Here is a 25,016-nt window from a genome sequence, read left to right as displayed (position 1 = left end):
GCCGATCCGGACAAGATGATCCAGGTGCAGGGCGAGCCCAGTGCCACCCAGGAGCCGACGGCGCCGAGCGCCGAGGGCGGCGGGGTGGCCGCCATGGTCCGGCGACGGTTCGCCACCGTCGACAGCCAGGTCGACCGATTCTCCTGGTTGGCCACGGCGGTGGTGGTGGCGATCGCGGCGATCGTGCGGTTCGTCGGGCTGTCCAGCCCGAAGGGCAAGATCTTCGACGAGACCTACTACGCCAAGGACGCCTACGGGCTGATCTCCCGCGGCGTGGAGTGGAACTACAAGGACAACGTCCCGTCGTACGTGGTGCACCCTCCGCTGGGCAAGTGGCTGATCGGCGTCGGCGAGTGGGCGTTCGGCTACCAGGACGCCGATTCCAAGGTCTCCGTCCCGGGGCACCTGATGACCACCGCCCCGGAGTTCGGCTGGCGCTTCTCGGCGGCCGTGATCGGCACGCTGTCGGTGCTGCTGCTGATCCGCATCGGCCGGCGGATGTTCCGGTCCACGGTGCTCGGCTGCGCGGCTGGCCTGCTGCTCGCCCTGGACGGCTTCCACCTGGTGCTGTCCCGGGCGGCGCTGCTCGACATCTTCCTGCTCTTCTTCGTGCTGGCCGCGTTCGGCGCGCTGGTGCTCGACCGGGACGCCCGCCGCCGACGGTGGGCACGGGCTCTGGACGACGGGCTCGATCCGAGCCAGCCGGGCCGCGCCGGCCGGCCGCCGACCGGTTGGCGCACCTGGCCGTGGTGGCGGTTGGCGGCCGGGGTGCTGATCGGCTGCGCCTGCGCGGTGAAGTGGAGCGCCCTCTACTTCGTGCCGGCCTTCGCACTGCTGGTGATCTTCTGGGAGGTCGGCGTCCGCCGCTCGGCGGGAGTCCGCCGCCCCTGGCGGGACACGCTCGTCGACGAGCTGCCCTGGCTGGTGCTCGCGGGCGTGCTCATGGTCGGCACCTACCTCGCCACCTGGTCGGGTTGGTTGCTCACCGACGACGGTTACTACCGGCTCGCGTCGGCCTACCCGAGTGCCCCGCTCAGCGACCGCCCGGTGATCGGCCCACTGATCAACCTCTTCGAGTACCACCGGGCGGCGTACGGCTTCCACGCCCAACTCGACGACGCGCACAAGTACCAGTCCTGGCCGTGGCAGTGGTTGCTGTTGGGTCGGCCGGTGGCGTTCCACTGGACCAACAACGGCGCGTGCGGCGCGTCGAGCTGCGCCTCCGAGATCCTGCTGCTCGGCACTCCGCTGCTCTGGTGGTCGTTCCTGCCCGCCCTGGTGGCGTTGGTCTGGCTGGGTGTGGCCCGTCGGGACTGGCGGGCCGGCGCGATCCTGCTCACCGTGGCCGCCGGGCTGCTGCCGTGGTTCTGGTTCGCCCTCGACGGCCGGACGATGTTCTCGTTCTACGCCGCGCCGGCGGTGCCGTTCCTGGTGCTGGCCGTGGTGTACGTGCTGGGCGCGCTGATCGCGCCCGACGGGGGTGACGTGGGTGCGGTGACCCCGCTGGTGCCGGGTGACCCGAGCTATGAGCGCCGACTGGTGGGCAGCATCGCGGCGGGGGCGTACGTGCTGCTGGTGGCGCTCTGCTTCGCGTACTTCTATCCGATTTTTGTCGGCAAGTGGATTCCGTACTCGGACTGGCTGTCCCGGATGTGGCTCGACGGTCGGTGGATATAAGCATCGAAAAGCGACGCGCCGCACAGCGCGACGGAAGAAGGGCCCGCACGCTGAGCGTGCGGGCCCTTCTCACAAAGACGCGCGCCCCGATCGCCTGCCACGGGGGAAGCGGGCGATTGGGGCGCGCATGAAGAGCTTAACCACCACGCACCACCGGCACAACGGGTCGACTTGGGTCAGATTTCCGACGGATGCCGGCCGGGCCGACACCTCCCCTCACACAGTTGACCGAGGGTGACCCGGCGTGGACCCTGAGCGCGGTCGCGACCGGTCGACGGTGATCGTGGCCGGGCCGGAGCCGCCGGCTCCGCACTCCCGCACCCGAACGATCATCCAAAGTGGATCTCACTACACTGCGGGCCGTGATCAACTTCAGACGATCGACGGCGGTCCTTCTCGGACTGCTGGCGACCACCGCGCTCGCCGGGCCCGCCCCGGCCCGGGCCGACGAGGAGCCAGCACCCGAGCCACCCCGGGTCGAGCTGGTGCTCGACGTCAGCGGGTCGATGCGCGCGGCCGACATCGACGGACGCACCCGGATCGCGGTCGCCCAGCAGGCCTTCAACGAGGTGGTGGACGCGCTACCCGAGGAGACACAGCTCGGCATCCGGGTGCTCGGTGCGACCTACCGCGGCAAGGACAAGAAGGTCGGCTGCCAGGACACCCAGCAGATCGTGCCGGTCGGTCCGGTGGACCGCACCGCGGCAAAGGCAGCGGTGGCGACGCTCCGACCAACCGGGTTCACTCCGGTGGGGCTGGCACTGCGCTCCGCCGCGCAGGACCTGGGCGCCGGGTCCACCACCCGACGGATCGTGCTGATCACCGACGGTGAGGACACCTGCGCTCCCCCGGACCCGTGCGAGGTGGCCCGGGAACTGGCCGCCAAGGGCACCAGCCTGGTCGTCGACACCCTCGGCCTGGCCCCCGACGAGAAGGTCCGCCGGCAACTGCTCTGCATCGCCGGCGCGACCGGTGGGACCTACACCGCCGCGCAGAGCGCCGAGGAGCTGACCGACCGGATCAAACAGCTCGTCGAGCGGGCCGGCGACACGCACACCCGGGCACCGACGGTGGTGGGCGGTACGAGCGCGTGCGACTCGGCGCCGCTGCTGGCCCCCGGTGTCTACGCCGACCGGGAGACGTTCTCCGAGCACCGCTACTACCGGGTGCCGATCCGGCCCGGGCAGGAGCTGCGGGCCTCGGTGAGCATGGCGCTGGACCGAGCCGTCAACCGCGACTACGGGGTGTTGCTGCGGGCCACCGCAGCCGACGGCCGGGAACTCGTCCGGGGCGCGGACGCCGGCAGCGGACGGGCCGACGTGCTCTCCGCCGGGCTGCGCTGGTCGGCCACCGCCGACGACGAGGAAGAGGAAGAGGCCGAGCCCGCAGAGAGCGCCGCGCCGGTCGTCGAGCCCACCACCGTCTGCCTGGTGGTGAGCAACTCGTTCGCCCCGCGTCCGGGCACCGCGGCGACCCCGGGCATGCCGCTCGAGTTGACCATCGACGTGGTCGCCGCCGCCCCCGCACCGGACGGGCCGGACCTCGGCCGGGGCTGGGTGCTGCTCGCCCTGCTCACCGTCGTCGGGCTGATCACCGGGCTGCTCGCCGGGCTGCTCACCCGCTGGTGGGTCGCCACCTGGAGGGAAAACTGATGCGTACCGCACTGTTCCGGTCGATGGCGGTGCTGCTCACCGTCGGCGGGGTCGCCCTGGTGCCCGCCGCGGCCGTCGCCGCGCCGACCCCCTCCCCGGGTGCCACGCCGGTGAACCGCGCCGGCACGTCGTTCCTCACCGCCACCCCCATCACCGCCGGGCAGCCGGTACGGGTGGACGCCTCGATCGGCGACCACCTCTACTGGTCGTTCCCGGCGACTGCCGGCCAGGTACACGAGATCACCGCCACCGTCACCTTCCCGAAGGGACGCAGCGGGGCCTCCACGTGGACCGTGGACGTCTTCGACGGGCTCCGCCGACGCCAGGCGTGCACGGCGGGGGCACAGACCCCGACAGTGGACGCCAAGGCGTCGAACGTGGCGCTGGGGTGCACGCTGCGCGAGGTACGACCGTGGGCCGAGCCCTGGTCCGCCGATCCGCTGCCCGGCACGTACGTCATCCGGCTCTCCGTGATCGACCTACCGGAGCCGGATCTGGGCGCACCGATCGACGTCGACCTGCTGGTCGGCACCGTTGCCGACCGCGGCTCCTCGGCCGACGACGGCGAGTTGGCCGCGCCGCTGGTGCCGAACACCAAGGCCGGCACGGTGCTCAACGCCGTACCCCCGGTGGAGGCGGAGGCCGACGACGAGGGCGACTCGCTGACGGACTGGTTGCCGGATCTGGGCTCGCGCTGGGTCTGGACCGGCATCGGTGGAGCCCTCGCCGCGGTAGCTGGTGTGTTCGGCTTCGCGATGACCCGGCGCCCGCGACGTCGCTGAGCGCCCCCGCTGGCGGCCCCGCCCGGTGGCGGGGCCGCCAGCGGCTCAACGACGCCGGGAGCCGCGCGGCAGCCAGCCGATGAACCGACTCTGGAGCGACATCACCGGGGCGGCGCGCAGGTCCTCGGTGGCAGCGGCGAGGCACGAGCCCAGATAGACGCTGAGCATGGCGCGGTCACCCCCGTACTCCGCCAACAGCCGGGTGCGCTTCGTCGCGCACGGCCACTCGTCGCCGCAGGAGCCGCAGCTCCAGCAGGGGGTCTTCGGGGCGTGTTCGTCAGCACGCACCACCGGCTGTTTCGCACCGTCGGTCATCGCACGTCCTTCCAGATGTCCACGGGACTGGCGGCTGCCGTGCCGGCCAGCATTGATGGTGGTCCCCCCGGAGCCATCAGGGATGGCGCTGCGCGTCCCTCCGGTGTTACATCTTTGCGGTACCTTCGGCGGTCGTGGGAGTCGGAAAGTTGACGGTTGACCCGATGCGTCATTCCTACCGACCAGTAGGTGGGCGAAATGCGTGACCTGCTGCCCTCGACGGTCGCCGTCGCCGTCGCCGAGCCGGAGGACTGGACGGGCGAACTGCTCCCCGCTGAGCGTGCGGGCCTCGGGGAGCGGGCCGTGCAGACCCGTCGGCGGGACTTTGCCGCGGGGCGGAGTTGCGCGCGCCGGGCCTTGCGCGACCTCGGCCTGCCACCGACCGCCGTGCCGGCCGCCGCCAACCGCGCGCCGGTCTGGCCGGTCGGGGTGGTCGGCACCATCACCCACACCGCCGGCTACTGCGCCGCCGCCGCGGCGCACACCACCGACATCCGCTCCGTCGGGATGGACGCCGAGCAGCACCGCGAGGTCAACACGGGAGTACGCGGACTCGTGCTGCTGCCCGAGGAGGAGGCGGCCTGCGCGCGGCTGCCCCGCGGGACCTTCTGGCCGGTCGTGCTCTTCAGTGCGAAGGAGACCGTCTACAAGGTGTGGTACCCGGTCGTCGGCACCTGGCTGGACTTCCACGACGCCCGGCTCGACCTCGACCCGGACGCTGGCACCTTCACCGCCCGGATCGCACCGGCCCGGGTGGCCGCCGCAGCGGTCGACGACCCGCCGACGATGATCACCGGCCGCTTCGTGGTCGCCGACGGGCTGGTCCGTACCGCCGCTGTGCTTCCGCTGTGCTGAACCCGTCCGTTACTGAAAGCGATGAATGGAATACTGATCCACTTTGGCCCCCGGTAACCGGCAGGTCATCGTCCACGCTGGCCAGAACCGTGTCGGGTCGCGATCGGTGGGAAGCCCGCAGGCGTGCCAGCCGGGCGCCCCGCCACCCACGGTAACGTCGAAGAGTTCCCGCACCGCACGTACCGATGCGTCAAGGAGTACGGTGACCCACCCCCAGCCCTCCGTCGGGCCGCACGACCCCCAGCAGCCGAACCCCCAGCAGCCGAGCCGTTCGTTCGCGGCGACACCACAACCACCGTTCTCGGGGGCGGCGCACCCGGCGGCCGGCGGGCACCCGGACTCCGGCGGCGGATATCGGGCACCAGGCGGCCCGGGCTACCCGATCATCGCACCACCGGCGGTGCAGACGGACCGTTCCAAGAAGGCCGCTGTGGTGGTCGCGGTCAGCGCGGCAGTCTTCACCCTGCTCTCCTGCGCCGGAGGCATCGTGGCGGTCGTGATGGGCACCAAGGGCACCTCGACCACGGTGAGCGAGGCACGGGCCACCCCGTCGAACCCATCGTCGGTGTACGGCGACACCCGTGCGCTGTCACCCGGCGACACCCTGGTCGTCAACGGTGCGGCCGGCACCGTCGAGATCACCGTGACGAAGTTCAGCAGCGCCACCAAACCGTGCAAGTCCCACGGGCTGAAGCCCGGTGAGGGTGTGTACGTGATCGCCGACGTGACGGTCTCCGTCACCAGGGGCACCGCGTCGACGAACCCGCTCTACTTCCAGTGGGTCGCCGCCGACGGCACCAAGACCACCGCGATCGGTGGTGCCTTCTCCGGCTGCGGCAAACCGATGCCGGCCGTCGACGACCTGACCGCCGGCACCAGACGCACCGGCAGTGTGGTGTTCGACGTGCACGACACCTCGGGCGCGTTGGAGTACCAGGACCAGTTTCAGACCGCCGGTTCCTGGAAGCCGTGACGCGACGTGGGGCCGGCCCGTCCGGGCCGGCCCCACGCGCTCAGCGGTGTCGGTGACTCAGCAGCCCGTCCAGCGCACCGGAGTCACCCGGTCGGCGAGGACGTTGCGGAACCCGACGATGGTGCCCGTGTCCGAGATGGACCGCGCTCCGATGCCCACTCCCTCGCCGCCGCCCGGCAGGACCCGGGACGTGGCACCCCTGGCAACCCGGTCGCCGCCCACCACGACGCCCTTGGCGTTGACGTCGGCCAGTGCCGGCATGTCCGCGTCGAGCAGCGTGTGCGCGCCGTTGCGGAGGTCCCACCGCACCCTGGTCGAGCTGGTGCCGCCCAGCCACACCTGGCCGATCGCCCAGCGGCCGGCGGCCGCGCTGGCCGTGCTCCATTCGGCACCGGGGAAGGTGAGCGCGTCGATCCGGCCGTTCGGCCTGCGGACCCAGCTGTTCCAGTCCCCGAAGGGCCCGGCGCTGCCGACGATGGTCCCGTTGTCGGTGATCCCACCCGCCTGGGCGTCGACCGGGGCGTCGAGCACCTCGACGGTGCCCGGACGGGCGGCCGGCCAGCGCAGCGCGACGAACTCCCCGGCAACGATGTCGGTACCGTAGCCGACGATGTCGCCGGCGTCGTTGATGGCGCTGACGAAGATGCCACTGGACGGCAGCACCGGCAACTGCTCGAGCTTGCCGTTGCGGTACCGCCACGGCTGCCCCTGGCCGTTCTCCCCCCAACCGTTGCCGATCACCACGCCGTCGGCGTTGATGTCGGCGGGGGCGGCGTCACTGCGCGACTCCACCTCGGTGACCCGCTGCCCGTCCCAGAACAGCAGCAGGTACTGGTTGCCGGTCTCGCGGACCCGCAGCGCGTTGCCCGCGACGTAGCGCCCCGTCGGGTCGATCGCGGTCGCGTCGGCACGATAGGTGTCGGCCGGGTACGGCAGCGTGCTGATCTTGCAGGTGCGGAAGGCCGTCCCGCCGGGCGCGGCGGTCGCCGTGGCGGAGACGGCGACGCCGAGCGAGGTGGCCAGCAGACCGGTTGCGGTGGCTGCGAGCATCCTGCGTCGAGTGCTTCGATTCATCCTTGCTCCCCGTGTGGGGCCCGAGTGGTGGTCCCGGGCATCGGCTGATACCCGGTTTCACTTTTGATCTGCCGACGTGGTTGCAGCCTGTCGGCCAAACGACACAGTTCGGGCCTACCGCGCCCACGGCTGTCGGCCGGTGACGACCGGTTCGCCGGTGCGTACCGATTCTTCGATGGCGAGGCTGATCAGGTGGTCCTGGCATGCCTCGGCGAGCGGGTACGGCGCCGGCCCCTCCTCCCGCGCCCACGCCCCGGCGCGGGCGATGACGTCGGCCACCGCGATGTCGTCGTCGGACATCCCGCTGCCGACGAACGGATTGCGGTAGACCACGTCGCCGTCGAAGCTGATGTGCTTCAGGTCCAGCCCCTCCAGGTTGAGGTCCAGACCCGTCTGACGTCTGGTGAGGAACGACTCCACCGGCGTGGTCGGGTCGACCAGGCGGACCACCCGGTCGTCCACCAGCTCACCGCGGGAGCCCCGCACCACCAACCGACGAGTACGCAGCGGGTTCCACCACTGGTTGTCGGTGAAGTCGTACAACCCCATCCGCCCGCCGAAGTCGATCGTCGCGAGGGTGGTGGAGAGCTGCTGCGGGGTGTCGTCGCCGCTCCAGCCGGCCGGCGACAGCGGGTTGGCCAGCGGCGCGGCGAAGGCACGCGCGCTGACCTCGGCGCTGTCGTGCCCCACGTCGAGCAGGCCACGGATCAGCGACACCGCGTGGTAGAGGTGGGTCGAGGAGATCTGGACCGAGGTCGGCTCCCCGAGCACCCCGGCGCGGACCAGCGCCAGCCGGGCCGCGTGCCCGGGCATCAGCAGGTACTGCTCGGCGACCTGCACCAGGCCGCTGCCTCCGACGTCGGCCCAGAGCGACCGCAGACCCGCCAGGTCGGGGGCGGGTGGCGTCTCGGCGAGCACCGGTACGCCGGCCGCGACCAACTCCCTGGTCGCCTCGGGTGTCACCGGCCACGGCACCGACACGATGACGAAGTCCGGCCGCTCGTGGGCGAGCAACTCCGCAGTCGTGCGGAAGGTCGACACGCCCCAGTCGGCGGTCACGGCAGCTCCCCGCGATTCGGTACGCGTCACCACCCCGGTCACCCGGAACCGCTCGGGGAGCAGCCGAGCCAGCCGGAGGAAGAACTCCCCTCGCCAGCCACTGCCGACGAGGCCGAACCGGGTCTGCGCCACCGCTGCCATCCGCGCTCCTCACGTAGAGGTCCGGATGCTAACCGTTCTCATTCGCTACGGTTGCGCCGATGAGCACCGACCTGTTGGGCACCGCACCCGTGCCGGCGCTTCTTGACTACCACCTGGTAGGCGTCGGTGCCCCGAATCCCACTGTGGAGGGGATCCTCGTCGAGGAGTTCACCCGCCACCACGACTTCACCACGACCGGGCTGGACAGCGCAGCCTGGACTCCGGCTGTCGGCTGGTGGAGTGCTGCTGCGCTGAGCCGCGGCATGCGCACCGACCCCGAGGTGCTGGCGCGGGTGCTCCCCGCCTCGCGCCAAAGGGCCGAGGCCGTCTATCGCGCGCTCGGTGGCGGGCAACTACCGGGCGAGACGGTGCTCCGTACGCACTTCCGCGACCACCAGCCGATCGCCACCACCGCGCCGCTGCGGCTCGGCCCGGCCCACCCGCCGGCCGGCTTCCACGAACGGCGGGTGTACCGCGTTCTCTTCGTCAAGGATCTGGACGCCGAGCAGATGACCAGCCTGCGGACGGCCTGGCGGACACCTGCGGACTGCCCGAGCGGGTCGGCCGCGAGCGGTCGCCGCGACACCGGCACCGAGCAGATCACCTGGGAGCTGCGACGGGTCGGCCGGCACCTGGCCTGGGGTCTGGACCTGACGGCTCTGCTGAGCACCGATGCGACCGAGGCGGTGGGCTCGACCCTGGCCGAGCTGACGACGGTCCTGCGCGGGCACGGCCTGATACCCGTCACCACCGAACGCTTCTCCTGAGGACGGAGTGCCGGCTCGGTGCACCCGGAGACTCGGTCAGTAGAGCCACCTGTCGAGCGTCCCGGGCCAGAAGTGGGTCGTATGGTCGCCGGCTCCGAACGCGGGCGGGTCAAGGACCCTGATGCGTTCCAACAGGTCGGCGAGCTCCGCGAGCGCCTGCTCTTCGGCCTGTTCGTCCTCGTCCCAGCGGTCGATGACGGTCGAGCTGGTCAGCCAGCTACCGACCATGTGCAGCGAACAGAGCCAGTGGACGACCGTCGAGTTGACGAACTGGGCGCTGCCGTCCGACGACCACAGGTGCACCTCACCGGTCCTCGGCACGGCGGCGTACACACAGCCCGGGTTGCCGAGGGCCGCCAACCGGTACCTCGTCGGCTCCGCGCCGAACGACACCGCGCCGACGACGTCGTCGATCAGCGGCACCCCAGGGGAGACCAGCGCGGCCTTCTGCGGCTCGGGAAGCCGCCACCTCGCCACGTCCAGCTCAGGAGCACGCACCACCCGGCCGGCACCCGCCCAGGCGGTGACCGCCGCGTACGTGGGAGGTGACGGAAGATCACCAGCAGGCATGCCGACGAGGGTAGTGTCCGGGCCACCTCCAAGCGTCAAGTGGTGGTGACGCGGCAGGCCTGCCTGATGAAGGCACCTCCCACTTTCACGTGCGGTGGAGGCACGAGTGATGTCAACCAGCGGGGTTTCGATCTGCGGGTGATTCCGCTTTCGATCCGCGGTGCGGATCCTGCGGCACAGCCAGATCGCAGTGACCATGATTATCTACAGCGAAGCCACCTCGGAGGCAGCCCAAGCTGCCTTGCAGCGACTTGGTGGGCGGCTCGACCCCTGTCCGTAGTCAGCCGATTGAAGTCAGCAGATCCTCAACCAAAGCAGAAGCAGCGGCCGAAACGACGGGAGGATCTCCGATACCTTCCTCAGCTCTTCCCGCCATCACCGATCCCAGCGCATCGGGGCCCGCGGCGAACAGGTCCGCAGCAAATCCTAGAGCTTGGTCAGTCACCTGTCCGGCTAGATCATCAGCCCGCAACTCCCGCAGCTTGGCCGCAAGCTGCTCAGTTGGCACCGTTACGAGCAGACGGTAGATATCATGCGCATCCTTGTCCACAAGGCGCTTAGGCGTTTCCTGGCGCTCGCCGATCTTGTGCAACTTGGCCACGAGCAAAGCGGCGGGGCCTGCAACATTGGCCGTATAGACCCGACGGTCCCCCAGTGCGAGCGCATGTATTTCAACCGCGTCATTGTCGATAACCGCAGCCTCCAATCCGACGGCTCGCCTCGCAGCATTTTTGGAGTGCGGCGGGATTTTCACTGCGCGGCGACTTGATCCACCAGCAAGCGCTTCCGGAACCATCAAGTCAACGGGAATGCCTTTGGGGTTCAGCCACGCTCCAGGCTGGTGCGCCTTAACATCGAGATGAAAGCCGGCTGCGCTCATGGCCTCCTCTAGCAACGGCTCCTGCGGGAGCGCACGTGCGTCGAGTGCAAGGTCACAATCCTTAGTAGCCTCAGCTAAGGCGATCGAGGCGGCCCCCGTGTGCATATATATGGCTTGCGCTCCCACTACGACCACAGCATCGCTATGCTCGCGGAGGGCTTCCAGTGCATCCAGTAACGCGCTACGTACGGCTACCAGTAGGTCAGCGTCGCCAAGCCCGTTCATGCCTCTCCATCCAATCGAGGAGCTCCTGTCCCTCAGCAGGAGTCCGCCCAGGACCTGTTAGTAGGTCGACAGCAGCTTGGCTCGGAGCCACATAAAGTAGACCGTCATCCTGCATCAGTCGATCGAATACGACGTCATATTTGCCTTGAGCGACAAGTACGTTTGCGCCGGTATCAACAGCGCGCAGCTTGAGCCTTTCAACGGCTTGGTCGACGTCGTCTACATAAACCATCGCTAGTTTGGCGGGAGCGTACGGTGCTAAGCGATGAGCCGCCAGAGAGCCAGTCAATGCGTAGCGCAAACCTTGGGCTCCCCGCAGGCTTTCATTCAACGCCGGCAGACCTCGCAGGCTCAAGTATGAGCCGACAGTGTTGCTGCGCTGGAAACCGTAATCCTCACTCCATCGCTCTAGGATTCGACGCCACTCGACGTTCACTATCGGGCCGCGTCCATCACGTCTGACAAGCGCTTCGCGCTCAAGGAACTCAACCACTCGGTACGTCGCACCTGTCGACGCCCCAGACAGGCGTATCAAGTCTGGAACGGTCATGGGTTCAGCGATATCGACCAAGGCACGCACAACACGGGCTGCTGGAGACCCCTGCAAAGTTCCGCGCGGCCTGCCTGGCCCGCGCCAGGGATCTCGATCAGCACCCCTGTCACGCAGGTACAACGCTGGACGTTCAAGCAGGACGTGCATATTCCCAGTAGCGTCAACGTAGGAAACCCTGCGTTCTTCTAGCCATGCACGAGCGGAAGATCCAATGTATCGTGCGGCGAGCATAGGCACCGAACGATCGATGTGAGGCGGGCTGTAGGAGCGAAGTTGGTCAACGGCCGCAGCGAGATCGTTCGTGACGACTGAACGCTTCGCCTCAATGAGGAAGACCGCTTGCGTCCCATCAGGAGCGGTCAACTCGGCTACACCGTCGATCCGGCGGTCTACCCGTTGCCCAGCAAGGCGCATCGACCACCCAGGCGGCAGGCGATCCTGCACGAGTGCCACGGCGCGGCGGAGGACATCGACCTCGCGCTCCGGCGGCGGATCGAGGGAAGCTTTGCGTGAGGTTCGCATGCTTCACCTCCATGGCTGGGTTCGGGTAAGTGGCTAGTTCCGTTCCGAACGGAAACAGCATATATCCAGAACCCGTCAAGGTTGACCATCGCGCCGAAACCCGGCGCGTTAACCTCCCTGTCCAGGCGACTTCAGAGACGAACGCTAGGAAGACGGGGCTAAGCCTGGAGACTCGCGGTCGAGCCCACCTCGCAGCCTCCTGTGGCCACCTCGTCCTGGCGGCCCATCTCGCATGGCTGCTGTATTTCGCTGCTGTACAAGATTGAAAAAGGCCGTCTCCCGACACAGGAAACGGCCTTCGAACTGGGTGGAGCTGAGGGGATTTGAACCCCTGACCCCCTCGATGCGAACGAGGTGCGCTACCAGTCTGCGCCACAGCCCCCCACCGGCGAACCGGCTTCGGTCCCACCCGGCTTACACCGGGCGGGCCGGCAGCAAGGCTAACAGGTCGCCGGCCCGCACCGCGAATCCGCCCCCTACCCGGCGCTGCGACCTGCCCGAAGATCGACTCGCGCTTCATGAAACCGGGCCATCCCGGACGCCGCGACCACCCGACTTCCAGGAACCCGAGTCGATCAAGCCGCCGGCCGCAGCCAGGGCCAGTAACGGCACGTCCAGGCCAGGCCCTAGCCACGGCCCACGGCCACGGCGCCACGGCCAAGGCCAGAACCCGGCCAAGGGCCAAGGCCAAAACCCGGCCAAGGCCAAGGCCCGGCCAAGGCCAAGACCCGGCCAAGACCCGGCCAAGGCCAAGGCCAGGACCCGGCCAAGGCCAGGGCCCGACCAAACCCGGGTCAGGCGCCTCGGCCGGCCTCGTAGGGGCGACCGCGCAGGCCACCTGAGCGCCGGTAGGAGACCGACCCGCCGTTGACCGCCGCCGGCAGGTCGCCCGGCCGGTCCAGGCCCATGGCGGCTCGGCGTACCCCTTCCCGCTGGGCGGCCAGGCGGCGCTGCGCCTCCCGGCGGGCCGCTGCCCGGCGGGCCTGCTCCCGGCGCACCTCGGCCTGCCGGGCCGCCAACCAGGCGGCCTCCCGGGCTCGGGCGCGGCGGCGGCGCCGCCCGGCGAGGGCCCGGCCCCGCAGGTGGACGACGTACACGGCCAGGAGCAGGAAGGTGACCCCGAAGCCGACCCAGAAGCCGGGGCTGACGAAGAGCACGCCGATCAGCTCGACGACGTTGAGCAGCAGCAGGGCGGCGAGCACCCGGCGACGTCGGTACACGGCCGGGGTGTGCTGTCGGCGCGGCGACGGACGGCGACGGGACCGTTTCGGCGCGGCGGGCACGGCACGCAGCCGGCCCGAGCGGCGGGCGGCCGGGGGTGCGGAGACCGGCACGCCCAACGTGCCGGTAGTCGCGTTCTCGCTGAGGGTGACGACGAGTGAGCGCGGAGGGTGGACGGGTCGCCGTCCCGGCACAGTGCGGCGCCGTCGGCGGCGCTGGAGCACCCGCGCCGTCGACTGCGCCCGCTCCGCCACCAGCCGCTCGGTGGCGTCGTACCGGCGAACCAGCGCCGGGGCCAGGGCGAGCAGGCCGGCGGCGGCGAGGACGGCGAGGAGCACCGAGGTCGGCACCCTCACCCCTCCCGTCACCGAATTCGAAGCAACCGCTCTCCGACCGCAGGATCTTCCATCGATCACGCCTTGGCGCGTGGATCGTCCGGCCGGGGAGCGCTTGCCGCAGCTTGCAGTTACTTGAGGTTACGGCGCACCGACCGCGATGCCACCGCGCCGCGCCGATCCCGTCCGTGGGACGGCTCACCGAGCGGCGGCGCGTACCCGGTGCCAGCGGGCCAGCAGGCCACCCTCGGCAGCGATCTCCTCACTCGTCATCGCGTACCCGATGTGGTCCCGCCACGCGCCGTCGATGTGCATGTAGCGCACGTGGTACGACTCCTCGCGGAAGCCGAGCTTCTCCACCACCCGCCGGGACGGCCGGTTCTCCGGACGGATGTTGATTTCCACCCGATGCAGCCCGCCCGGGCCGAACGCGTGGTCCACGGCGAGCGCGAGCGCCGTCGGGATCACACCTTGACCGGCGACCCGTGCGTCCACCCAGTAGCCGACGTAGCCGGAGCAGAGCGCACGCCGCACGATGCTGCCCACGTTGATGTGCCCGACCAGCCGATCCCGGTCGGCCTCACGCAGGCAGACCGCGAACGGCATGCCCTCACCCTCCCGGGCCGAACGCCGCTGGTCACGGTGCACCCAACGGAACGCGGCAGGCGAGTTCATCTCGTCCCAGCCACCGGGCAGCGACGACTCCCAGGGCGCCAACCAGGCCCGGTTGGCGCGTCGCACCTCCGACCACGCCGCCGCGTCGGAGCGCCGATAGGGCCGCAGCAGCACCGGGCCGTCGGCCAGCTCCACCGGCCAGCCCGGAGACCGCGCGGGTCCGAAGAGACTCACCGGCACAGTCTCCCGCGCGGGACCGTGTCGCGCGCAAGTGGACCCACCGGTAGGTCCCGGTGACCCCCGGACGCCGCAGCAGTCGCCCTGCGGATCGACCGGGACACCGTCACCGGCGGCGGTCCAGCAGCAGGACGTCCACGGTGGAGCCGGCGGCAGCAGTGGTGACCCGCTCGCCGAGCACCAACAGCCCGTTGGCCTCGGCCAACCCGGAGAGGGTGAACGGCCCGCCGCTGAGCGGCTGGACCGTGTACCCGCCACCGCGTCGCTCGGCGACGTGCGCCGGACGGAACTCCCGCAGCCCGGTCGGGGACGAGACGGTCTCCAGCAGGTGCGCCCGCACACTGGGTCGGAACACCGGCTCGGCCCCGGCGAGCAGTTGGATGGCGGGGCGGGCCAGCACCTCGAAGCCGATCAGCGCGGCGCCCGGGTCGCCGGGCAGGCAGACCACCGGCACCTCCTCGGCGCCGACGGTGCCGAACCCGAGTGCGGTGCCGGGGTAGAGCGCCACGTCGGTGAAGGTGACCGGCCCGGCGCGACCGCCCTCGCGGCGGGAGAGGATCCGGCGCACCATGTCCCCGGGGCCGGTGCCGGTGCCCCCGGTGGTGATGATCAGGTCGGCGCGCAGCGTCTGGTCCTCGAGCAGCCCGCGCAGCCCCTCCGGGTCGTCGTCGCAGATTCCCACCCGGTACGCCAGTGCGCCCACCTCGGCCGCCGCCGCGGTCAGCGCGTGCGAGTTCGCGTCCACCACCTGGCCGGGCTGACTGCCCCGGCCCACGTCGACGAGTTCGTCACCGGTGGCCACGATGACCACCCGTGGGCTGGGCCGCACCACCACGTGCCCGATGCCGGTGGCCGCGAAGACGGCGACCAGGGCCGGGGACACGTAGGTGCCGGCCCGGGCGAGCAGGGTGCCGGCGGGCAACTCCTCACCGGCGCGGCGTACCCCGTACCCCCGTTTCGGGGTGCGGAAGATCTCCACGGCGGCCATGCCCTGGTCGGTCCACTCCACCGGGACCACGACGTCCGCGGCGACCGGCAGCGGCGCCCCGGCGGCCACCGAGAAGCACGAGCCGGGGGTGAGCCGGACCGGCCGCCAGCTCGCGGCGCCGAGATCGCCGACCACGTTGAGCCGGATGGTGCGCCCACCGGGCGTGCCGGAGGGGGCCGGGACGTAACTCGGCCCCCGGCCCCCTCCGGAAATGTCCTCCCAGCGCGCGGCGTAGCCGTCCACGGCCGCCTGGTCGAAGGCCGGGAAGGCGTGCGGCGCGACGACGTCCTCGGCGAGGACGTTACCGTGCGCCTGGGTGAGGTCGAGGTCGAGTGGCGGCAGCGCACGCAACCTGCGCAGCACGCTGCCCAGGTAGTCGGCGAGCGGCGTCAACTCGTTCGCGGCCGCCTCGGCGTCGGCCGTCGCGGTCATGTACCAGATCCGCCTGCCGCGTCGGCCTTGACGAAGTCGGCCAGCCAGGAACGGAACTCGGTGCCCAGGTCCTCGCGCTCGGCGGCGATCTGCACCACCGTCTGGAGGTACCCCAGCGGCATGCCGGTGTCGTAGCGGGTGCCCCGGTAGACAATCGCGTGCACCGGGGTGCCCTCGGTGCGCAGCAGCTCCATCGCGTCGGTCAGCTGGATCTCGCCGCCGCTGCCCGGCTTGGTCCGCCGGATCGCGTCGAAGATCGTGCCCGGCAACACGTAGCGGCCGAGCACCGCGAGGTTGCTCGGGGCGTCCTCCGGCTGCGGCTTCTCCACCATCCCGGTCACCTTGACGACCTCACCGATGTCGGTCAGCTCCGACTCGGCCGGCTCGACGGAGGCGATGCCGTACCGCTTGGTCTCGGCCGGGTCGACCTCGAAGAAGGCGAGCACCACACCGCCGGTGCGGGCCTGCAACTCGATCATCGCCGGCAGCAGCGGCTCCGACGGCTTGACGAACTCGTCGCCGAGCAGCACCGCGAAGGGCTGGTCGCCGACGTGCGACTCGGCGTAGCCGACGGCGTGGCCGAGCCCGAGCTGCTCGGGCTGTCGCACGGTGTAGACCTCGGCCAGCTCGCTGGGTCGACGCACGGCGGCGAGCCGTTCGGCGTCGCCCTTCTCTTCCAACCTGGCCTCCAGGTCCGGACGACGGTCGAAGTGGTCCACCATCGACGTCTTACCCCGACCGGTGATCAGCAACACGTCGCCGATGCCGGCCTGCGTGGCCTCCTCGACGATGTACTGCAACACCGGCCGATCCACCACCGGCAGCAGCTCCTTGGGGACCGCCTTGGTGGCCGGCAGGAACCGGGTGGCCAGTCCGGCGGCCGGGATGACGGCCTTGACCGCCAGGGGACGGCCAGTTGCGGCGACCGTCGATGAGGGGTTCGCTGAGTGCTCCGACATGCCGCGAGACTATCGGCCACGGCTCTGCCGCGGCGGGTGTGGCCCAGAAGACGCGCCGCCACCCGACCCCGGCCGGGCCGCGTCCGGGCCGGCCCGCGTGCCGCCCGTCGCGCTTCCTGGCGTGTCGTCGGCCGAATCCGGCCGGGCGTGCGCCGGGCCCGGCACCGATGATTCCGGTACGCCCGCCGCCGGGTCGGACCGGGCGGGCCCGCCCGGCTCCCGGGTGGCCTGCACGGGCTGGCCGGCGCGCGGCAGCCCGTCGGGTGGGCTGACCGCACACGCGAGCACCGGGATCTCCCGGGTCGGCAGATCCGAGCGCACCTCGGCGACCCGGTACGTGTCACGGCCCGCCGCCTTGGCCGCGTAGAGCGCGTCGTCGGCGGCCTCCAGCACCTCCCGCCCGGTGCTGCCGTGGTCCGGGAACACGGCGATGCCCACCGAGACGGTCACCAGGACCGGCCCGGCGTACGCCTCGACGGCGATGGGCGTGTCGCGTACGGCCGCACCGAGCCGCTCGGCCACGATCGCCGCGCCCCGCGCGTCGGTCTCCGGCAGCAGCAGCACGAACTCCTCGCCACCCTGGCGGAAGGCGAGGTCGACCTCGCGGATCTCCCCGCGCACCCGCCTGGCGAACTCGGCGAGCACGGTGTCCCCCGCGGCGTGCCCGTACGTGTCGTTGACGTCCTTGAACCTGTCCAGGTCCAACGCGAGGACGCTGAGCATCCGCCCGAAGCGGCTGGCGCGTTCCACCTCCCGCCGGATCGACTCGCGCAGGTAGCGGTAGTTCCACAGCCCGGTGAGCGGGTCGGTGAGGGAGAGCCGCTGCGCCTCCTCGTGCACCCGGACGTTGTCCACCGCGACCGCCGCGTGGCCGGCGAAGGTGCGCAGGGTGGCCAGGTCGTCGTCGTCGAACTCGTCGGCCCCCAGCCGGTCGTAGAGGGCCAGCACGCCGAGCGCGGCCGCCGCCCCCGCCTCGTCGGCCGACCCCGGGGTTCCGCCGACGGTGGCCGTGGCCCCGCCACCCGGGGCGGCGAACGGCACCGCCACGTACGTGCGGCAGCGCGGCTCACCCGTCGGCGCCTCGGTCGGCTCCGCCCTCCCCCGCTGCGGTTCCCCGGTGGCGGCGACCGCACCGACCACGCCAACACCGACCGGGACCCGCAACGTCGACGACCCGTCCGCCCCCTCGTCCGGCCAGCGCCCGTCCAACCCCTCCGTGCACTGCGCGACGAGCACCCCGCCGGTCTCCACGAGCAGTACGGCACCGGCCCGCGCGCCGGTCGCCCCGATGGCGCTGCGCAGGATCACCCGCAGGATGCGTTGCAGGTCGTGGGTGCTGGCCAGGGTGTCGCCGAGCACCGCGAGGTGCCCGCGCAACTGGTCCCGGTTACTTGTCAACGCCGCGACGTAGGAGCCGGTCTCCCTGGTCATCCGGTTGAACGCGGCGGCCAACCGCCCCAACTCGTCGCGGCTGCGTACCGGCACCCGCGCGGTCAGGTCGCCCTGGGCCACCCGGTCGACCGCCCCGGCCAACTCCGCCAACGGTCGGGTGGTCACCCGGGCCAGCCGCCAGGCGGTCAGCACGGCGAGCAACCCGGCAAGCACGACCACCCCGACCAGCGTGGCGTGCAGCCCCGGTGGCCGCTCACTGGGCACGGAGAGCACGAGTGGCAGCGGCTGCTCGTCGGACGGCCCGAGCCGGCGCACGTACCGACCCTCGTTCGTCTCGGTGACCTGCTCGCCCCGGACGGCGACGGCGGCGGCCAGCACCGCGTCGCGTACGTCCCGGGACTCGGTCGTGTGGGTAACCCGTGCGGCGCGCGCCCCACTGTCGAGCAGGGTGACCGCCGCCCCGGTCACCGCCGCCAGTCGGGCCACGAACGCCGGGTCGACACGTTGCGCGGCGGTCACCGTGCCCCGCCGGGTGCCGGCACGATCGTGCAGGTCGACCCGGGCGGCCAGTGCCCGGACCGCGCTTGTCGCACCGTCGGTCGGACCCCCCGGGCCCAGCGGCGAAGCGCCGTCGGGGCCGTCGTCCGGTCCGGAGCAGTGCTGCCACGGGCTGGACGGCGCACCTGGCGAAACGTAGGTGACCTGGCCCGCCACGTCGGTGATCTGCACCGCGGCGGCCAGGCCCCGGCCGACGAGTTGCGCGGCGGCGACGGCGGGGTCGGGGGTGAGCGCCACCGCGTCGGCGGTGGCGCGGAGCTGCTGGCAGAGCGCGTCGACCGAGGTACGCACGGTGGACGCCGCCACCGCCAGGCGCTCGGTGGAGCGGCTGCGGTCGACAGCCGCGACGGTCGAGGCGACGAAGAGCGCGCCGAGCAGGACCGGCCCGAGCACCACCGCGAGGAAGGCTGCCGTCAACCGCCCGCGTAGCGTCACTCGGTCCCCCCGGAAGTTCCGCCTCCGTTGCTTGCGATGCTGACACAGAGCAACCGTGGGAGAGGCGTTGCGTCAGGAGTGTTGCGTGCCAGAATTTTCTGATGAAGCGGAAGTGACCCGGGTGACGAAGCGGAACACCCGCGCCGACCTCCTCGCTCGCCGTCGTTCGCTGCCCGCCGCGACGAGGGCTGCCGCTGCCCGGCGCGTCCAGGCCGAGCTTGTCGATCTGGTACGCCGGCTGCGCCCCCACCGGATGACCGCGTACGTGCCGGTCGGCTCGGAACCGGGCGGCGGGGACCTCCCCGAGGTGCTGCGGGCGGCTCTGCCGGCGGACGCCGAGTTGCTGCTGCCGGTGCTCCTCGACGACCTCGATCTGGACTGGGCGGCGTATACCGGGCCGGGTGCCCTGGTCGCGGCAGGCCGGGGTATCCGGGAGCCGGCCGGAACCCGCCTCGGGGTGACCGCGGTCGCCCACGCCGAGCTGGTGGTCGTACCGGCTCTCGCCGTCGACCACCACGGTCGGCGGCTCGGGCGCGGCGGCGGCTCGTACGACCGCGCGCTCGCCCGGGTGCCCGAGGTGGCCCTGACGGTGGCACCCCTGCACGACGGTGAGCTGGTCGAGGCGCTCCCGGTGGAGCCACACGACCGCCGGGTGCGCGCGGTCGTCACGCCCGCCGACGGGGTGCGTACGCTTGACGGCGGCCCGGGTGCGGCGCACGGTGTCGCGCCCCACACGTCCGCTGGACGAACCCGGGGCGAATGACGCACCATTGGCACTCGAATACGTCGAGTGCCAACTGGCCGAGCCCAGATCCGGAGGAGAACGTGCCCACGTACCAGTACGCCTGCACCACGTGCGGTCACCAGCTCGAGGCGGTGCAGTCCTTCTCTGACGAGCCGCTGACCGAGTGCCCGGCGTGTCAGGGGCGGCTGCGCAAGGTCTTCAACTCGGTCGGCATCGTCTTCAAGGGTTCGGGCTTCTACCGCACCGACTCCCGGGCGTCCGGCTCCGAGACGGCGGCCGGCGGCACGACCAGCAAGCCGGCGAAGTCCGAGTCGTCCTCGGGTGACAGCTCGTCGTCCTCGTCCTCGTCGGGGTCGTCGTCCTCGTCCGGGTCGTCCTCGTCCGGATCGCCCTCGTCTGGGTCGTCGTCCTCGTCCGGGTCGTCTTCGGGGTCTTCCTCGGGTGGGTCGGGCGGCGGCAAGGCGGCAGCGGCCAGCTCCGCATCCTGATCGTCGAAGGCCCGACCAGACCGGTCGGGCCTAGATCCACTCGGGTTTCAGGAAGTCGGCCCGTCCCCGCGGCCCCGACAGCCCGGTTTCCTGGTCGCCCCAGGCCCGACCAGGCCCGGCCGGGCTAGATCCACTCGGGTTTCAGGAAGTCGGCCCGTCTCCCTCGCCTCGATGCCGCGCCTTCCTTGAACGCGAGTCGATCAAGGCGGGTCACAGGCGAGTCATAGCAGAACGAACCGACGGGCGGGCGTTTTCCACAGGCCGGGCGGTTGTCCACAGGCGTTGGGTGTGGGCCGGCCGAGGCGCTGAAATATGCCTAGCCTGCCGTCCATGGGTGCCACTGCGGCGCCCGGGGACGGGAGGCGGCAGCGGCGATGGTCGATCCGGATTCGGCGCGGGCTCTGCGTCCGCTGCGTCAGCTCACCCTGCCCGGCGGGCGCACCCTGCTCCGGGCCACAATGGTCGCCGCGCTGCTCGGCCTGGCCGCCGCAGTCCTGCACACCCCGGCCGGATGCCCGCCGACCACCGTGCCCTCCGACGCACCGACGGAGTCCGGCGAAACGCCCCGACAGCCGGCAATCCACGGTCGGCTGCCGGACGGACGTCGCGAGGCGCCAGCGTCAGTCCCAGTGCGGGGGGCGTTCGGCGAGCAGCCAGTCGTCGTTGCCGCCCGGCCGCTCGCCCCAACCACGGTCGGTGTCGTCAGAGGTCTGCTCGGGCAGCACCACGAAGTCTTCGCTCAGGTCGACGGTGCGGTCGTCGTCACCACGTACGCCGTGCGTGCCGGGGTCTTCGGTGCTCACGAGCGGCAAGACTAGCGCAGCCGACGGTGGGTGACCGGGGCCAACGACGTGGCACGCCGACCAGAAACGACCGAGCCGACCGCCGTGGCACGCCAGCCAGAAACAACCGAGCCGACCGCCGTGGCACGCCGACCCGAAACGACCGGGCCCGGCGGTGGCGTTGGTAGCGTCGGACGGCGTGACGACCCCCAGCGGTGGCAGCAACCCGGACGACTACTGGCGACGGCCCGACACCGGCGACGACGCGGTGGCCGACCAACCCCCCACCGCCCCGGTGACGACACCACCGGCCGGGCCCACCCCCCAACCGCCGCCGAGCCCCGGCGGCCCAGCACCGACCGGGCCCGTCGGCCCCTCACCCACCGGTCCCACCAACCCAGCTTCGACCGGGTACGCCCCCGGCGGGTACTCCGGCCCGCCGCCGAGCGTGCCGCCGCCGGCGGGGTGGCGTCCACCCGTACACCTTCAGCCGGCGCCGCCGCGACACCTGCCGCCGCAGGACGTGGCCGACCTGGACGCGGCCGAGCAGCGCTCGCAGCGGGTCACCTACGGCTTCGGGGCGGCGGCCGGCGTGGTGTTGCTGTTTCTGCTCTGTCTGCTCTGCTCGCGAGTCATCTTCTGATGTCCGCCTCCGGTGCGCCCGGCGAGAGGTGCTGGCCCGGGACGCCCCCACGCGTCGCCAGCCCGAAACGCCGCCACGGGACGCCAGCCCGAGACGCCGGCAAGGGGCACCGGCAAGGGGTGACAGCTCAGAGGGTGGTGCCCCAGACGGTCTCGGCGCCGGAGTGGCCGGTCAGGTAGACGTAGACCAGGGCGGCGATGGCGAGCGCCACGGTCGCCACCGACAGCACCGGGATGACAAGCGCGGGCAGCCGCGGCACCCGGGGGTGCCCACTCGTCGCCACGAGCAGCAGGATGGCCACGATCCCGAGTGGCACCACGATGCGGAAGAGGATGTCACCGTAGCGGGAGTGCTCGAAGATCTGGTCGAGGATCGGGCCCTGGAAACCCCGGGCCACAAGTGCGTCGGTGAGCGCCTCACCAGACTCGACCGCCACGAAGGCGGTCACCGGCGCGGCCAGGGCGAGGAGGCCAAGGGCCCAGTCGAGCCGGTGCCGCCAGCGCGGCAGCCCCACGTACGCGACGGCCAGCACCGCCAGGAGCGGTACGAACACGACGACCGCGTGGACCACCAGGACGTGTACCGGTAGGCCCAGGATCTCCTCGAACATCGAACCCTCCAGGTGGATCATGGTCAGGGGTGGTCAGCCTATGGTCCGCCGATCGTCCCCAGGCTCTCGACCGGACACACGCGCGCCGCGTCGATCAGGTTCACCCGGTGGGCCGTACTCCCGATCTTGCCTGGCTGTGTCGGTGGCCACCCGGAGCGGGCGACGGTTGTCGATGCTCAGCGGGCGTGCTGTCATTGGCGAATGTCCGGTGCGGAGGAGTTGCTGCGGTCGAAGGGCCTGCGGGTCACGCGGCCGCGCCTCGCGGTGCTCGACGTGCTGTCCGGCGGCGGCCACCTGGAGGTCGACGAGATCACCCGGCGGGTTCGTGAACGCCTCGACTCGGTCTCCACCCAGGCGGTCTACGACGTGCTGGGCGCGCTGTCCCGGGCCGGGCTGTCGCGCCGGATCGAGCCGGCGGGCAGTCCCGCCCGCTACGAATCGCGCGTCGGCGACAACCACCACCACGTAGTCTGCCGGGGCTGCGGCGAGATCGCCGACATCGACTGCGCGGTGGGCAGCGCACCGTGCCTGGAGCCGAACACCGCGCACGGCTTCGAGGTGGACGAGGCCGAGGTGACCTTCTGGGGGCTCTGCCCGGGCTGCCGGGCCCTCCGCTCCGCCGACGTCTGATCCCGGGCACCCGCGACCCGTCACCGGCGAGGTCGGCCCGACCGTGGCACTCTTGGGCGGTGGACTCCGATGACCTCGGCCTGTTCGGTCCGGGTTCGGTCACGTGGAAGGTGCACGAGGAGCCGATCCTGATCGTCGCCGGCCTGCGCTCGCTCTACCTCCAGGCGTTGCACCCCCGGGCCATGGCCGGGGTGGCACAGAACAGCAACTACCGCACCGACGCCTGGGGCCGACTGCTCCGCACCGCGACCTATGTGGCGACCACGGTCTACGGGACCACCGCCGAGGCGGAGGCTGCCGGAACCCGGTTACGTCGTCTGCACGACCGGCTGCGAGCCACCGACACGCTCACCGGCGAGGAGTTCCGGATCGACGAACCGGACCTGCTGCGCTGGGTGCACGTGACCGAGGTCGAGTCGTTCCTCAGCACGGCCCGCCGCGCCGGCCTGCCGCTGAGCGACGACGAGGTGGACGGCTACTACGCCGAGCAGCGCCGCGCCGCCGTCCTGGTCGGTCTGGACCCGACCACCGTCCCGGGCACCGCCGCCGAGGTCGCGGAGTACTACCGGGCCGTACGACCACAGTTGCGGATGACCCGGGAAGCCGCCGAGACGGCGGTGTTCCTCACCGCCCCGCCGCTGCCGTGGAAGGTCAGCCTGCCGGTCCGGTTGGGGCTCACGCTGGGCCCGCCGCGCTGGGCGTACCTGGGGATCGCGGGCACCGCGTTCGCGCTGCTGCCGGCCTGGGCACACCGGATGTACGGGGGCATCGGCCTGCCGACCACCGCGCTGTCGGCGGATCTGAGCGTGCGGGCGCTGCGGCTCGCCTTCGCCGCCGTCCCCCGGCGTTACCTGGAGGGGCCGTTGATCCAGGCGGCCAAGGAGCGGGCCGCGCGGCACGCCGCCGCCACACCGGCCGGCTGACCTGCCCCCCGGCAGGGGATCAACCGTCGGCGGGCCGGTCCATGGCCGCCCACGGCTCCTTGCCCGGAGCCTGCGCGCCGGTCGGGCAGTGCCGTCGGAAGTCGCACCAGCCGCAGCGCGGGCCGGGCGCCACCGGAAAGGCCTCGTCCGCGTCGGCACCGTCGGCGACGGCCCGTTCGGCGGCCATGATGTCGCGGGCCGTCTCTTCCGCGCGGGTCAGTTGCCGGGCCAGCGACTCGACCGTGTGGTCGTGGCCGGCGACGGTGCCGGTCGGCAGGTGGTGCAGCTCCACCCGGCGGCACGGCCGACGGAACACCCGCTCGGCGGCGTACGCGTAGAGCGCCAGCGCCTGCGAGCCCCGGGCGTCGTCCGTGTCCAGCCCGGTGCGACCGGTCTTGTAGTCGACGATGACCAGCTCCGGCCCCTCCGGCCCGGGGCGCGAGTCGATCCGGTCGGCGCGACCGTTGAACGCCAACACCGCAGTCTTGACCGCCACCACCCGCTCCACGCCGAGCGGGTCGGAATCCGGCTCCAATGTCTCGACGTACGCCTCCAGCCACCCCAACGCCCGCCGGTAGGCGGCCCGCTCCTGCTCGTCGTCGCGGTAGCCCTCGCGGACCCAGGTGCCCTTGAGCAGCGTGGCAAGCGCCTCGGGGCGCCGCCGGTCGGTGGGCAGCGCATACCAGTTCTTCAGGGCGGTATGCACGCTGGCGCCGAGCGAGTTGTGCGCCCACGGCGGACCCTTGGGTGGGGCGGGCCGATCGACGTAGGAGTAGCGGTAGCGGCGCGGGCAGTCGGCGTACGCGCCGAGCTTGCTGGGGGTGCAGACGAACAGCCGCTCCGGCATGCCCTCGAAGCCGAGCTGCTCGGCGTCACCGGCGCGCTGGCGGGGGGCACGGCCGCCGGCTGCGGGCCGGCCCGCTGATGAGGATCGTCGCACGCCTGCGATCCTGCCATCCGCCCCTGACATCGCGCGCG

25 protein-coding genes, 1 tRNA gene and 1 pseudogene are annotated in these 25,016 nt (G+C 71.6%); 12 read left to right on the top strand and 15 right to left on the bottom strand.

The genetic code is table 11. The annotated features are described in order from the left end of the window. Window positions 1-15: 15 nt before the first annotated feature. The 3 genes from AB0C15_RS16175 (at window position 16) to AB0C15_RS16165 (ending at window position 4,111) form a co-directional block, all read left to right on the top strand. The gene (locus tag AB0C15_RS16175) at window positions 16-1,677 is read left to right on the top strand and encodes a phospholipid carrier-dependent glycosyltransferase (RefSeq protein ID WP_357352570.1); all 1,662 of its coding nucleotides are present in this window, start codon (window positions 16-18) and stop codon (window positions 1,675-1,677) included. Window positions 1,678-2,039: 362 nt separating this feature from the next. After that, window positions 2,040-3,329 carry a VWA domain-containing protein gene (locus AB0C15_RS16170; RefSeq protein ID WP_357352513.1) on the top strand — a complete coding sequence of 430 codons (1,290 nt, stop codon included), beginning with the start codon at window positions 2,040-2,042 and terminating at the stop codon, window positions 3,327-3,329. Between the two features lie 23 nt (window positions 3,330-3,352). Continuing rightward, on the top strand, window positions 3,353-4,111 hold the full coding sequence (locus AB0C15_RS16165) for a peptidase (protein WP_357352568.1): 759 nt from the start codon (window positions 3,353-3,355) through the stop codon (window positions 4,109-4,111). 45 nt (window positions 4,112-4,156) lie between these two features. On the opposite strand, the gene AB0C15_RS16160 is transcribed toward AB0C15_RS16165, so the two are convergent. Further along, window positions 4,157-4,426 carry a hypothetical protein gene (locus AB0C15_RS16160; protein ID WP_357352511.1) on the bottom strand — a complete coding sequence of 90 codons (270 nt, stop codon included), beginning with the start codon at window positions 4,424-4,426 and terminating at the stop codon, window positions 4,157-4,159. 198 nt (window positions 4,427-4,624) lie between these two features. Here AB0C15_RS16160 and AB0C15_RS16155 point away from each other — a divergent pair, with 198 nt between their 5' ends. Together AB0C15_RS16155 and AB0C15_RS16150 are read left to right on the top strand one after the other, a co-directional pair. After that, window positions 4,625-5,281 (top strand): 4'-phosphopantetheinyl transferase superfamily protein, encoded by a 657-nt coding sequence (locus AB0C15_RS16155; protein WP_357352509.1) that lies wholly within the window; start codon window positions 4,625-4,627, stop codon window positions 5,279-5,281. 202 nt (window positions 5,282-5,483) lie between these two features. Continuing rightward, a complete protein-coding gene (locus tag AB0C15_RS16150) occupies window positions 5,484-6,254 on the top strand; it encodes a hypothetical protein (protein ID WP_357352507.1) in 771 nt (256 codons plus the stop codon). Window positions 6,255-6,311: 57 nt separating this feature from the next. Here the strand turns inward: AB0C15_RS16150 and AB0C15_RS16145 are convergent, their stop codons facing one another. Together AB0C15_RS16145 and AB0C15_RS16140 are read right to left on the bottom strand one after the other, a co-directional pair. Beyond that, window positions 6,312-7,328, bottom strand: a complete 1,017-nt coding sequence (locus AB0C15_RS16145; RefSeq protein ID WP_357352505.1) for a hypothetical protein — start codon at window positions 7,326-7,328, stop codon at window positions 6,312-6,314. Between the two features lie 114 nt (window positions 7,329-7,442). Further along, entirely contained in the window at window positions 7,443-8,528 is a 1,086-nt protein-coding gene (locus AB0C15_RS16140) for a Gfo/Idh/MocA family oxidoreductase (protein WP_357352503.1), read from the bottom strand. A gap of 59 nt (window positions 8,529-8,587) precedes the next feature. Between AB0C15_RS16140 and AB0C15_RS16135 the strand changes: the two genes are divergently transcribed. After that, window positions 8,588-9,295, top strand: coding sequence for a hypothetical protein (locus AB0C15_RS16135; protein WP_357352501.1), 708 nt, complete (start codon window positions 8,588-8,590; stop codon window positions 9,293-9,295). Between the two features lie 36 nt (window positions 9,296-9,331). On the opposite strand, the gene AB0C15_RS16130 is transcribed toward AB0C15_RS16135, so the two are convergent. Then, on the bottom strand, window positions 9,332-9,865 hold the full coding sequence (locus AB0C15_RS16130; RefSeq protein WP_357352499.1) for an SUKH-4 family immunity protein: 534 nt from the start codon (window positions 9,863-9,865) through the stop codon (window positions 9,332-9,334). A 280-nt stretch (window positions 9,866-10,145) separates the two neighbouring features. After that, window positions 10,146-10,745 (bottom strand): hypothetical protein, encoded by a 600-nt coding sequence (locus tag AB0C15_RS16125; protein WP_357352497.1) that lies wholly within the window; start codon window positions 10,743-10,745, stop codon window positions 10,146-10,148. A 1,117-nt stretch (window positions 10,746-11,862) separates the two neighbouring features. On the opposite strand from AB0C15_RS16125, the gene AB0C15_RS16120 reads away from it, so the two are divergent. Then, window positions 11,863-12,036: a hypothetical protein gene (locus AB0C15_RS16120; protein WP_357352495.1), complete on the top strand. Its 174-nt coding sequence runs from the start codon at window positions 11,863-11,865 to the stop codon at window positions 12,034-12,036. Between the two features lie 317 nt (window positions 12,037-12,353). Here the strand turns inward: AB0C15_RS16120 and AB0C15_RS16115 are convergent. The 6 genes from AB0C15_RS16115 to AB0C15_RS16090 form a co-directional block, all read right to left on the bottom strand. Next, window positions 12,354-12,427: transfer RNA gene (locus AB0C15_RS16115), tRNA-Ala, on the bottom strand. A gap of 412 nt (window positions 12,428-12,839) precedes the next feature. Next, window positions 12,840-13,622 carry a hypothetical protein gene (locus tag AB0C15_RS16110; RefSeq protein WP_357352493.1) on the bottom strand — a complete coding sequence of 261 codons (783 nt, stop codon included), beginning with the start codon at window positions 13,620-13,622 and terminating at the stop codon, window positions 12,840-12,842. Between the two features lie 177 nt (window positions 13,623-13,799). Beyond that, entirely contained in the window at window positions 13,800-14,450 is a 651-nt protein-coding gene (locus AB0C15_RS16105; protein ID WP_357352491.1) for a GNAT family protein, read from the bottom strand. A gap of 109 nt (window positions 14,451-14,559) precedes the next feature. After that, complete coding sequence (glp, locus tag AB0C15_RS16100; RefSeq protein WP_091394702.1) at window positions 14,560-15,873, bottom strand: gephyrin-like molybdotransferase Glp; 1,314 nt, start codon at window positions 15,871-15,873, stop codon at window positions 14,560-14,562. Further along, entirely contained in the window at window positions 15,870-16,832 is a 963-nt protein-coding gene (locus AB0C15_RS16095; protein WP_357352489.1) for a UTP--glucose-1-phosphate uridylyltransferase, read from the bottom strand. The genes glp and AB0C15_RS16095 overlap by 4 nt, the downstream gene beginning before the upstream one ends. Window positions 16,833-16,841: 9 nt before the next feature. Beyond that, window positions 16,842-19,217, bottom strand: a complete 2,376-nt coding sequence (locus tag AB0C15_RS16090) for a diguanylate cyclase (RefSeq protein ID WP_357352487.1) — start codon at window positions 19,215-19,217, stop codon at window positions 16,842-16,844. A gap of 85 nt (window positions 19,218-19,302) precedes the next feature. On the opposite strand from AB0C15_RS16090, the gene AB0C15_RS16085 reads away from it, so the two are divergent. Together AB0C15_RS16085 and AB0C15_RS16080 are read left to right on the top strand one after the other, a co-directional pair. Further along, window positions 19,303-19,980, top strand: a complete 678-nt coding sequence (locus AB0C15_RS16085) for a 5-formyltetrahydrofolate cyclo-ligase (protein ID WP_357352485.1) — start codon at window positions 19,303-19,305, stop codon at window positions 19,978-19,980. Further along, window positions 19,977-20,183: pseudogene (locus AB0C15_RS16080) on the top strand (FmdB family zinc ribbon protein); the annotation flags it as partial. The gene AB0C15_RS16085 and the pseudogene AB0C15_RS16080, both read left to right, overlap by 4 nt. A 14-nt stretch (window positions 20,184-20,197) precedes the next feature. Here AB0C15_RS16080 and AB0C15_RS16075 read toward each other — a convergent pair. Together AB0C15_RS16075 and AB0C15_RS16070 are read right to left on the bottom strand one after the other, a co-directional pair. Further along, on the bottom strand, window positions 20,198-20,422 hold the full coding sequence (locus AB0C15_RS16075; RefSeq protein ID WP_357352572.1) for a hypothetical protein: 225 nt from the start codon (window positions 20,420-20,422) through the stop codon (window positions 20,198-20,200). A gap of 648 nt (window positions 20,423-21,070) precedes the next feature. After that, entirely contained in the window at window positions 21,071-21,253 is a 183-nt protein-coding gene (locus AB0C15_RS16070; RefSeq protein ID WP_357352483.1) for a hypothetical protein, read from the bottom strand. Between the two features lie 178 nt (window positions 21,254-21,431). On the opposite strand from AB0C15_RS16070, the gene AB0C15_RS16065 reads away from it, so the two are divergent. After that, the gene (locus AB0C15_RS16065; RefSeq protein ID WP_357352481.1) at window positions 21,432-21,875 is read left to right on the top strand and encodes a hypothetical protein; all 444 of its coding nucleotides are present in this window, start codon (window positions 21,432-21,434) and stop codon (window positions 21,873-21,875) included. 127 nt (window positions 21,876-22,002) lie between these two features. On the opposite strand, the gene AB0C15_RS16060 is transcribed toward AB0C15_RS16065, so the two are convergent. Next, entirely contained in the window at window positions 22,003-22,485 is a 483-nt protein-coding gene (locus AB0C15_RS16060; protein ID WP_357352566.1) for a DUF2231 domain-containing protein, read from the bottom strand. A gap of 201 nt (window positions 22,486-22,686) precedes the next feature. Here AB0C15_RS16060 and AB0C15_RS16055 point away from each other — a divergent pair, with 201 nt between their 5' ends. Both AB0C15_RS16055 and AB0C15_RS16050 read left to right on the top strand, forming a co-directional pair. Further along, window positions 22,687-23,115: a Fur family transcriptional regulator gene (locus AB0C15_RS16055; protein ID WP_357352479.1), complete on the top strand. Its 429-nt coding sequence runs from the start codon at window positions 22,687-22,689 to the stop codon at window positions 23,113-23,115. Window positions 23,116-23,174: 59 nt separating this feature from the next. Further along, entirely contained in the window at window positions 23,175-24,038 is an 864-nt protein-coding gene (locus AB0C15_RS16050) for an oxygenase MpaB family protein (protein WP_357352477.1), read from the top strand. 19 nt (window positions 24,039-24,057) lie between these two features. Here AB0C15_RS16050 and AB0C15_RS16045 read toward each other — a convergent pair whose 3' ends face one another. After that, entirely contained in the window at window positions 24,058-24,978 is a 921-nt protein-coding gene (locus AB0C15_RS16045; protein WP_357352475.1) for a PD-(D/E)XK nuclease family protein, read from the bottom strand. Between the last annotated feature and the right edge of the window lie 38 nt (window positions 24,979-25,016).

Origin of the sequence: Micromonospora sp. NPDC048835, assembly GCF_040649995.1 — a bacterium.
Classification (GTDB): domain Bacteria; phylum Actinomycetota; class Actinomycetes; order Mycobacteriales; family Micromonosporaceae; genus Micromonospora.
This window is presented reverse-complemented; position numbering and strand designations above follow the sequence as displayed.

Coding starts and splice junctions, on each gene's coding strand:
- AB0C15_RS16160 (WP_357352511.1), bottom strand. CDS start 4,426: ATGACCGACGGTGCGAAACAGCCGGTGGTGCGTGCTGACGAACACGCC.
- AB0C15_RS16165 (WP_357352568.1), top strand. CDS start 3,353: ATGGCGGTGCTGCTCACCGTCGGCGGGGTCGCCCTGGTGCCCGCCGCG.
- AB0C15_RS16095 (WP_357352489.1), bottom strand. CDS start 16,832: ATGTCGGAGCACTCAGCGAACCCCTCATCGACGGTCGCCGCAACTGGC.
- glp (WP_091394702.1), bottom strand. CDS start 15,873: ATGACCGCGACGGCCGACGCCGAGGCGGCCGCGAACGAGTTGACGCCG.
- AB0C15_RS16140 (WP_357352503.1), bottom strand. CDS start 8,528: ATGGCAGCGGTGGCGCAGACCCGGTTCGGCCTCGTCGGCAGTGGCTGG.
- AB0C15_RS16135 (WP_357352501.1), top strand. CDS start 8,588: ATGAGCACCGACCTGTTGGGCACCGCACCCGTGCCGGCGCTTCTTGAC.
- AB0C15_RS16155 (WP_357352509.1), top strand. CDS start 4,625: ATGCGTGACCTGCTGCCCTCGACGGTCGCCGTCGCCGTCGCCGAGCCG.
- AB0C15_RS16145 (WP_357352505.1), bottom strand. CDS start 7,328: ATGAATCGAAGCACTCGACGCAGGATGCTCGCAGCCACCGCAACCGGT.
- AB0C15_RS16130 (WP_357352499.1), bottom strand. CDS start 9,865: ATGCCTGCTGGTGATCTTCCGTCACCTCCCACGTACGCGGCGGTCACC.
- AB0C15_RS16175 (WP_357352570.1), top strand. CDS start 16: ATGATCCAGGTGCAGGGCGAGCCCAGTGCCACCCAGGAGCCGACGGCG.
- AB0C15_RS16055 (WP_357352479.1), top strand. CDS start 22,687: ATGTCCGGTGCGGAGGAGTTGCTGCGGTCGAAGGGCCTGCGGGTCACG.
- AB0C15_RS16060 (WP_357352566.1), bottom strand. CDS start 22,485: ATGTTCGAGGAGATCCTGGGCCTACCGGTACACGTCCTGGTGGTCCAC.
- AB0C15_RS16125 (WP_357352497.1), bottom strand. CDS start 10,745: ATGAGCGCAGCCGGCTTTCATCTCGATGTTAAGGCGCACCAGCCTGGA.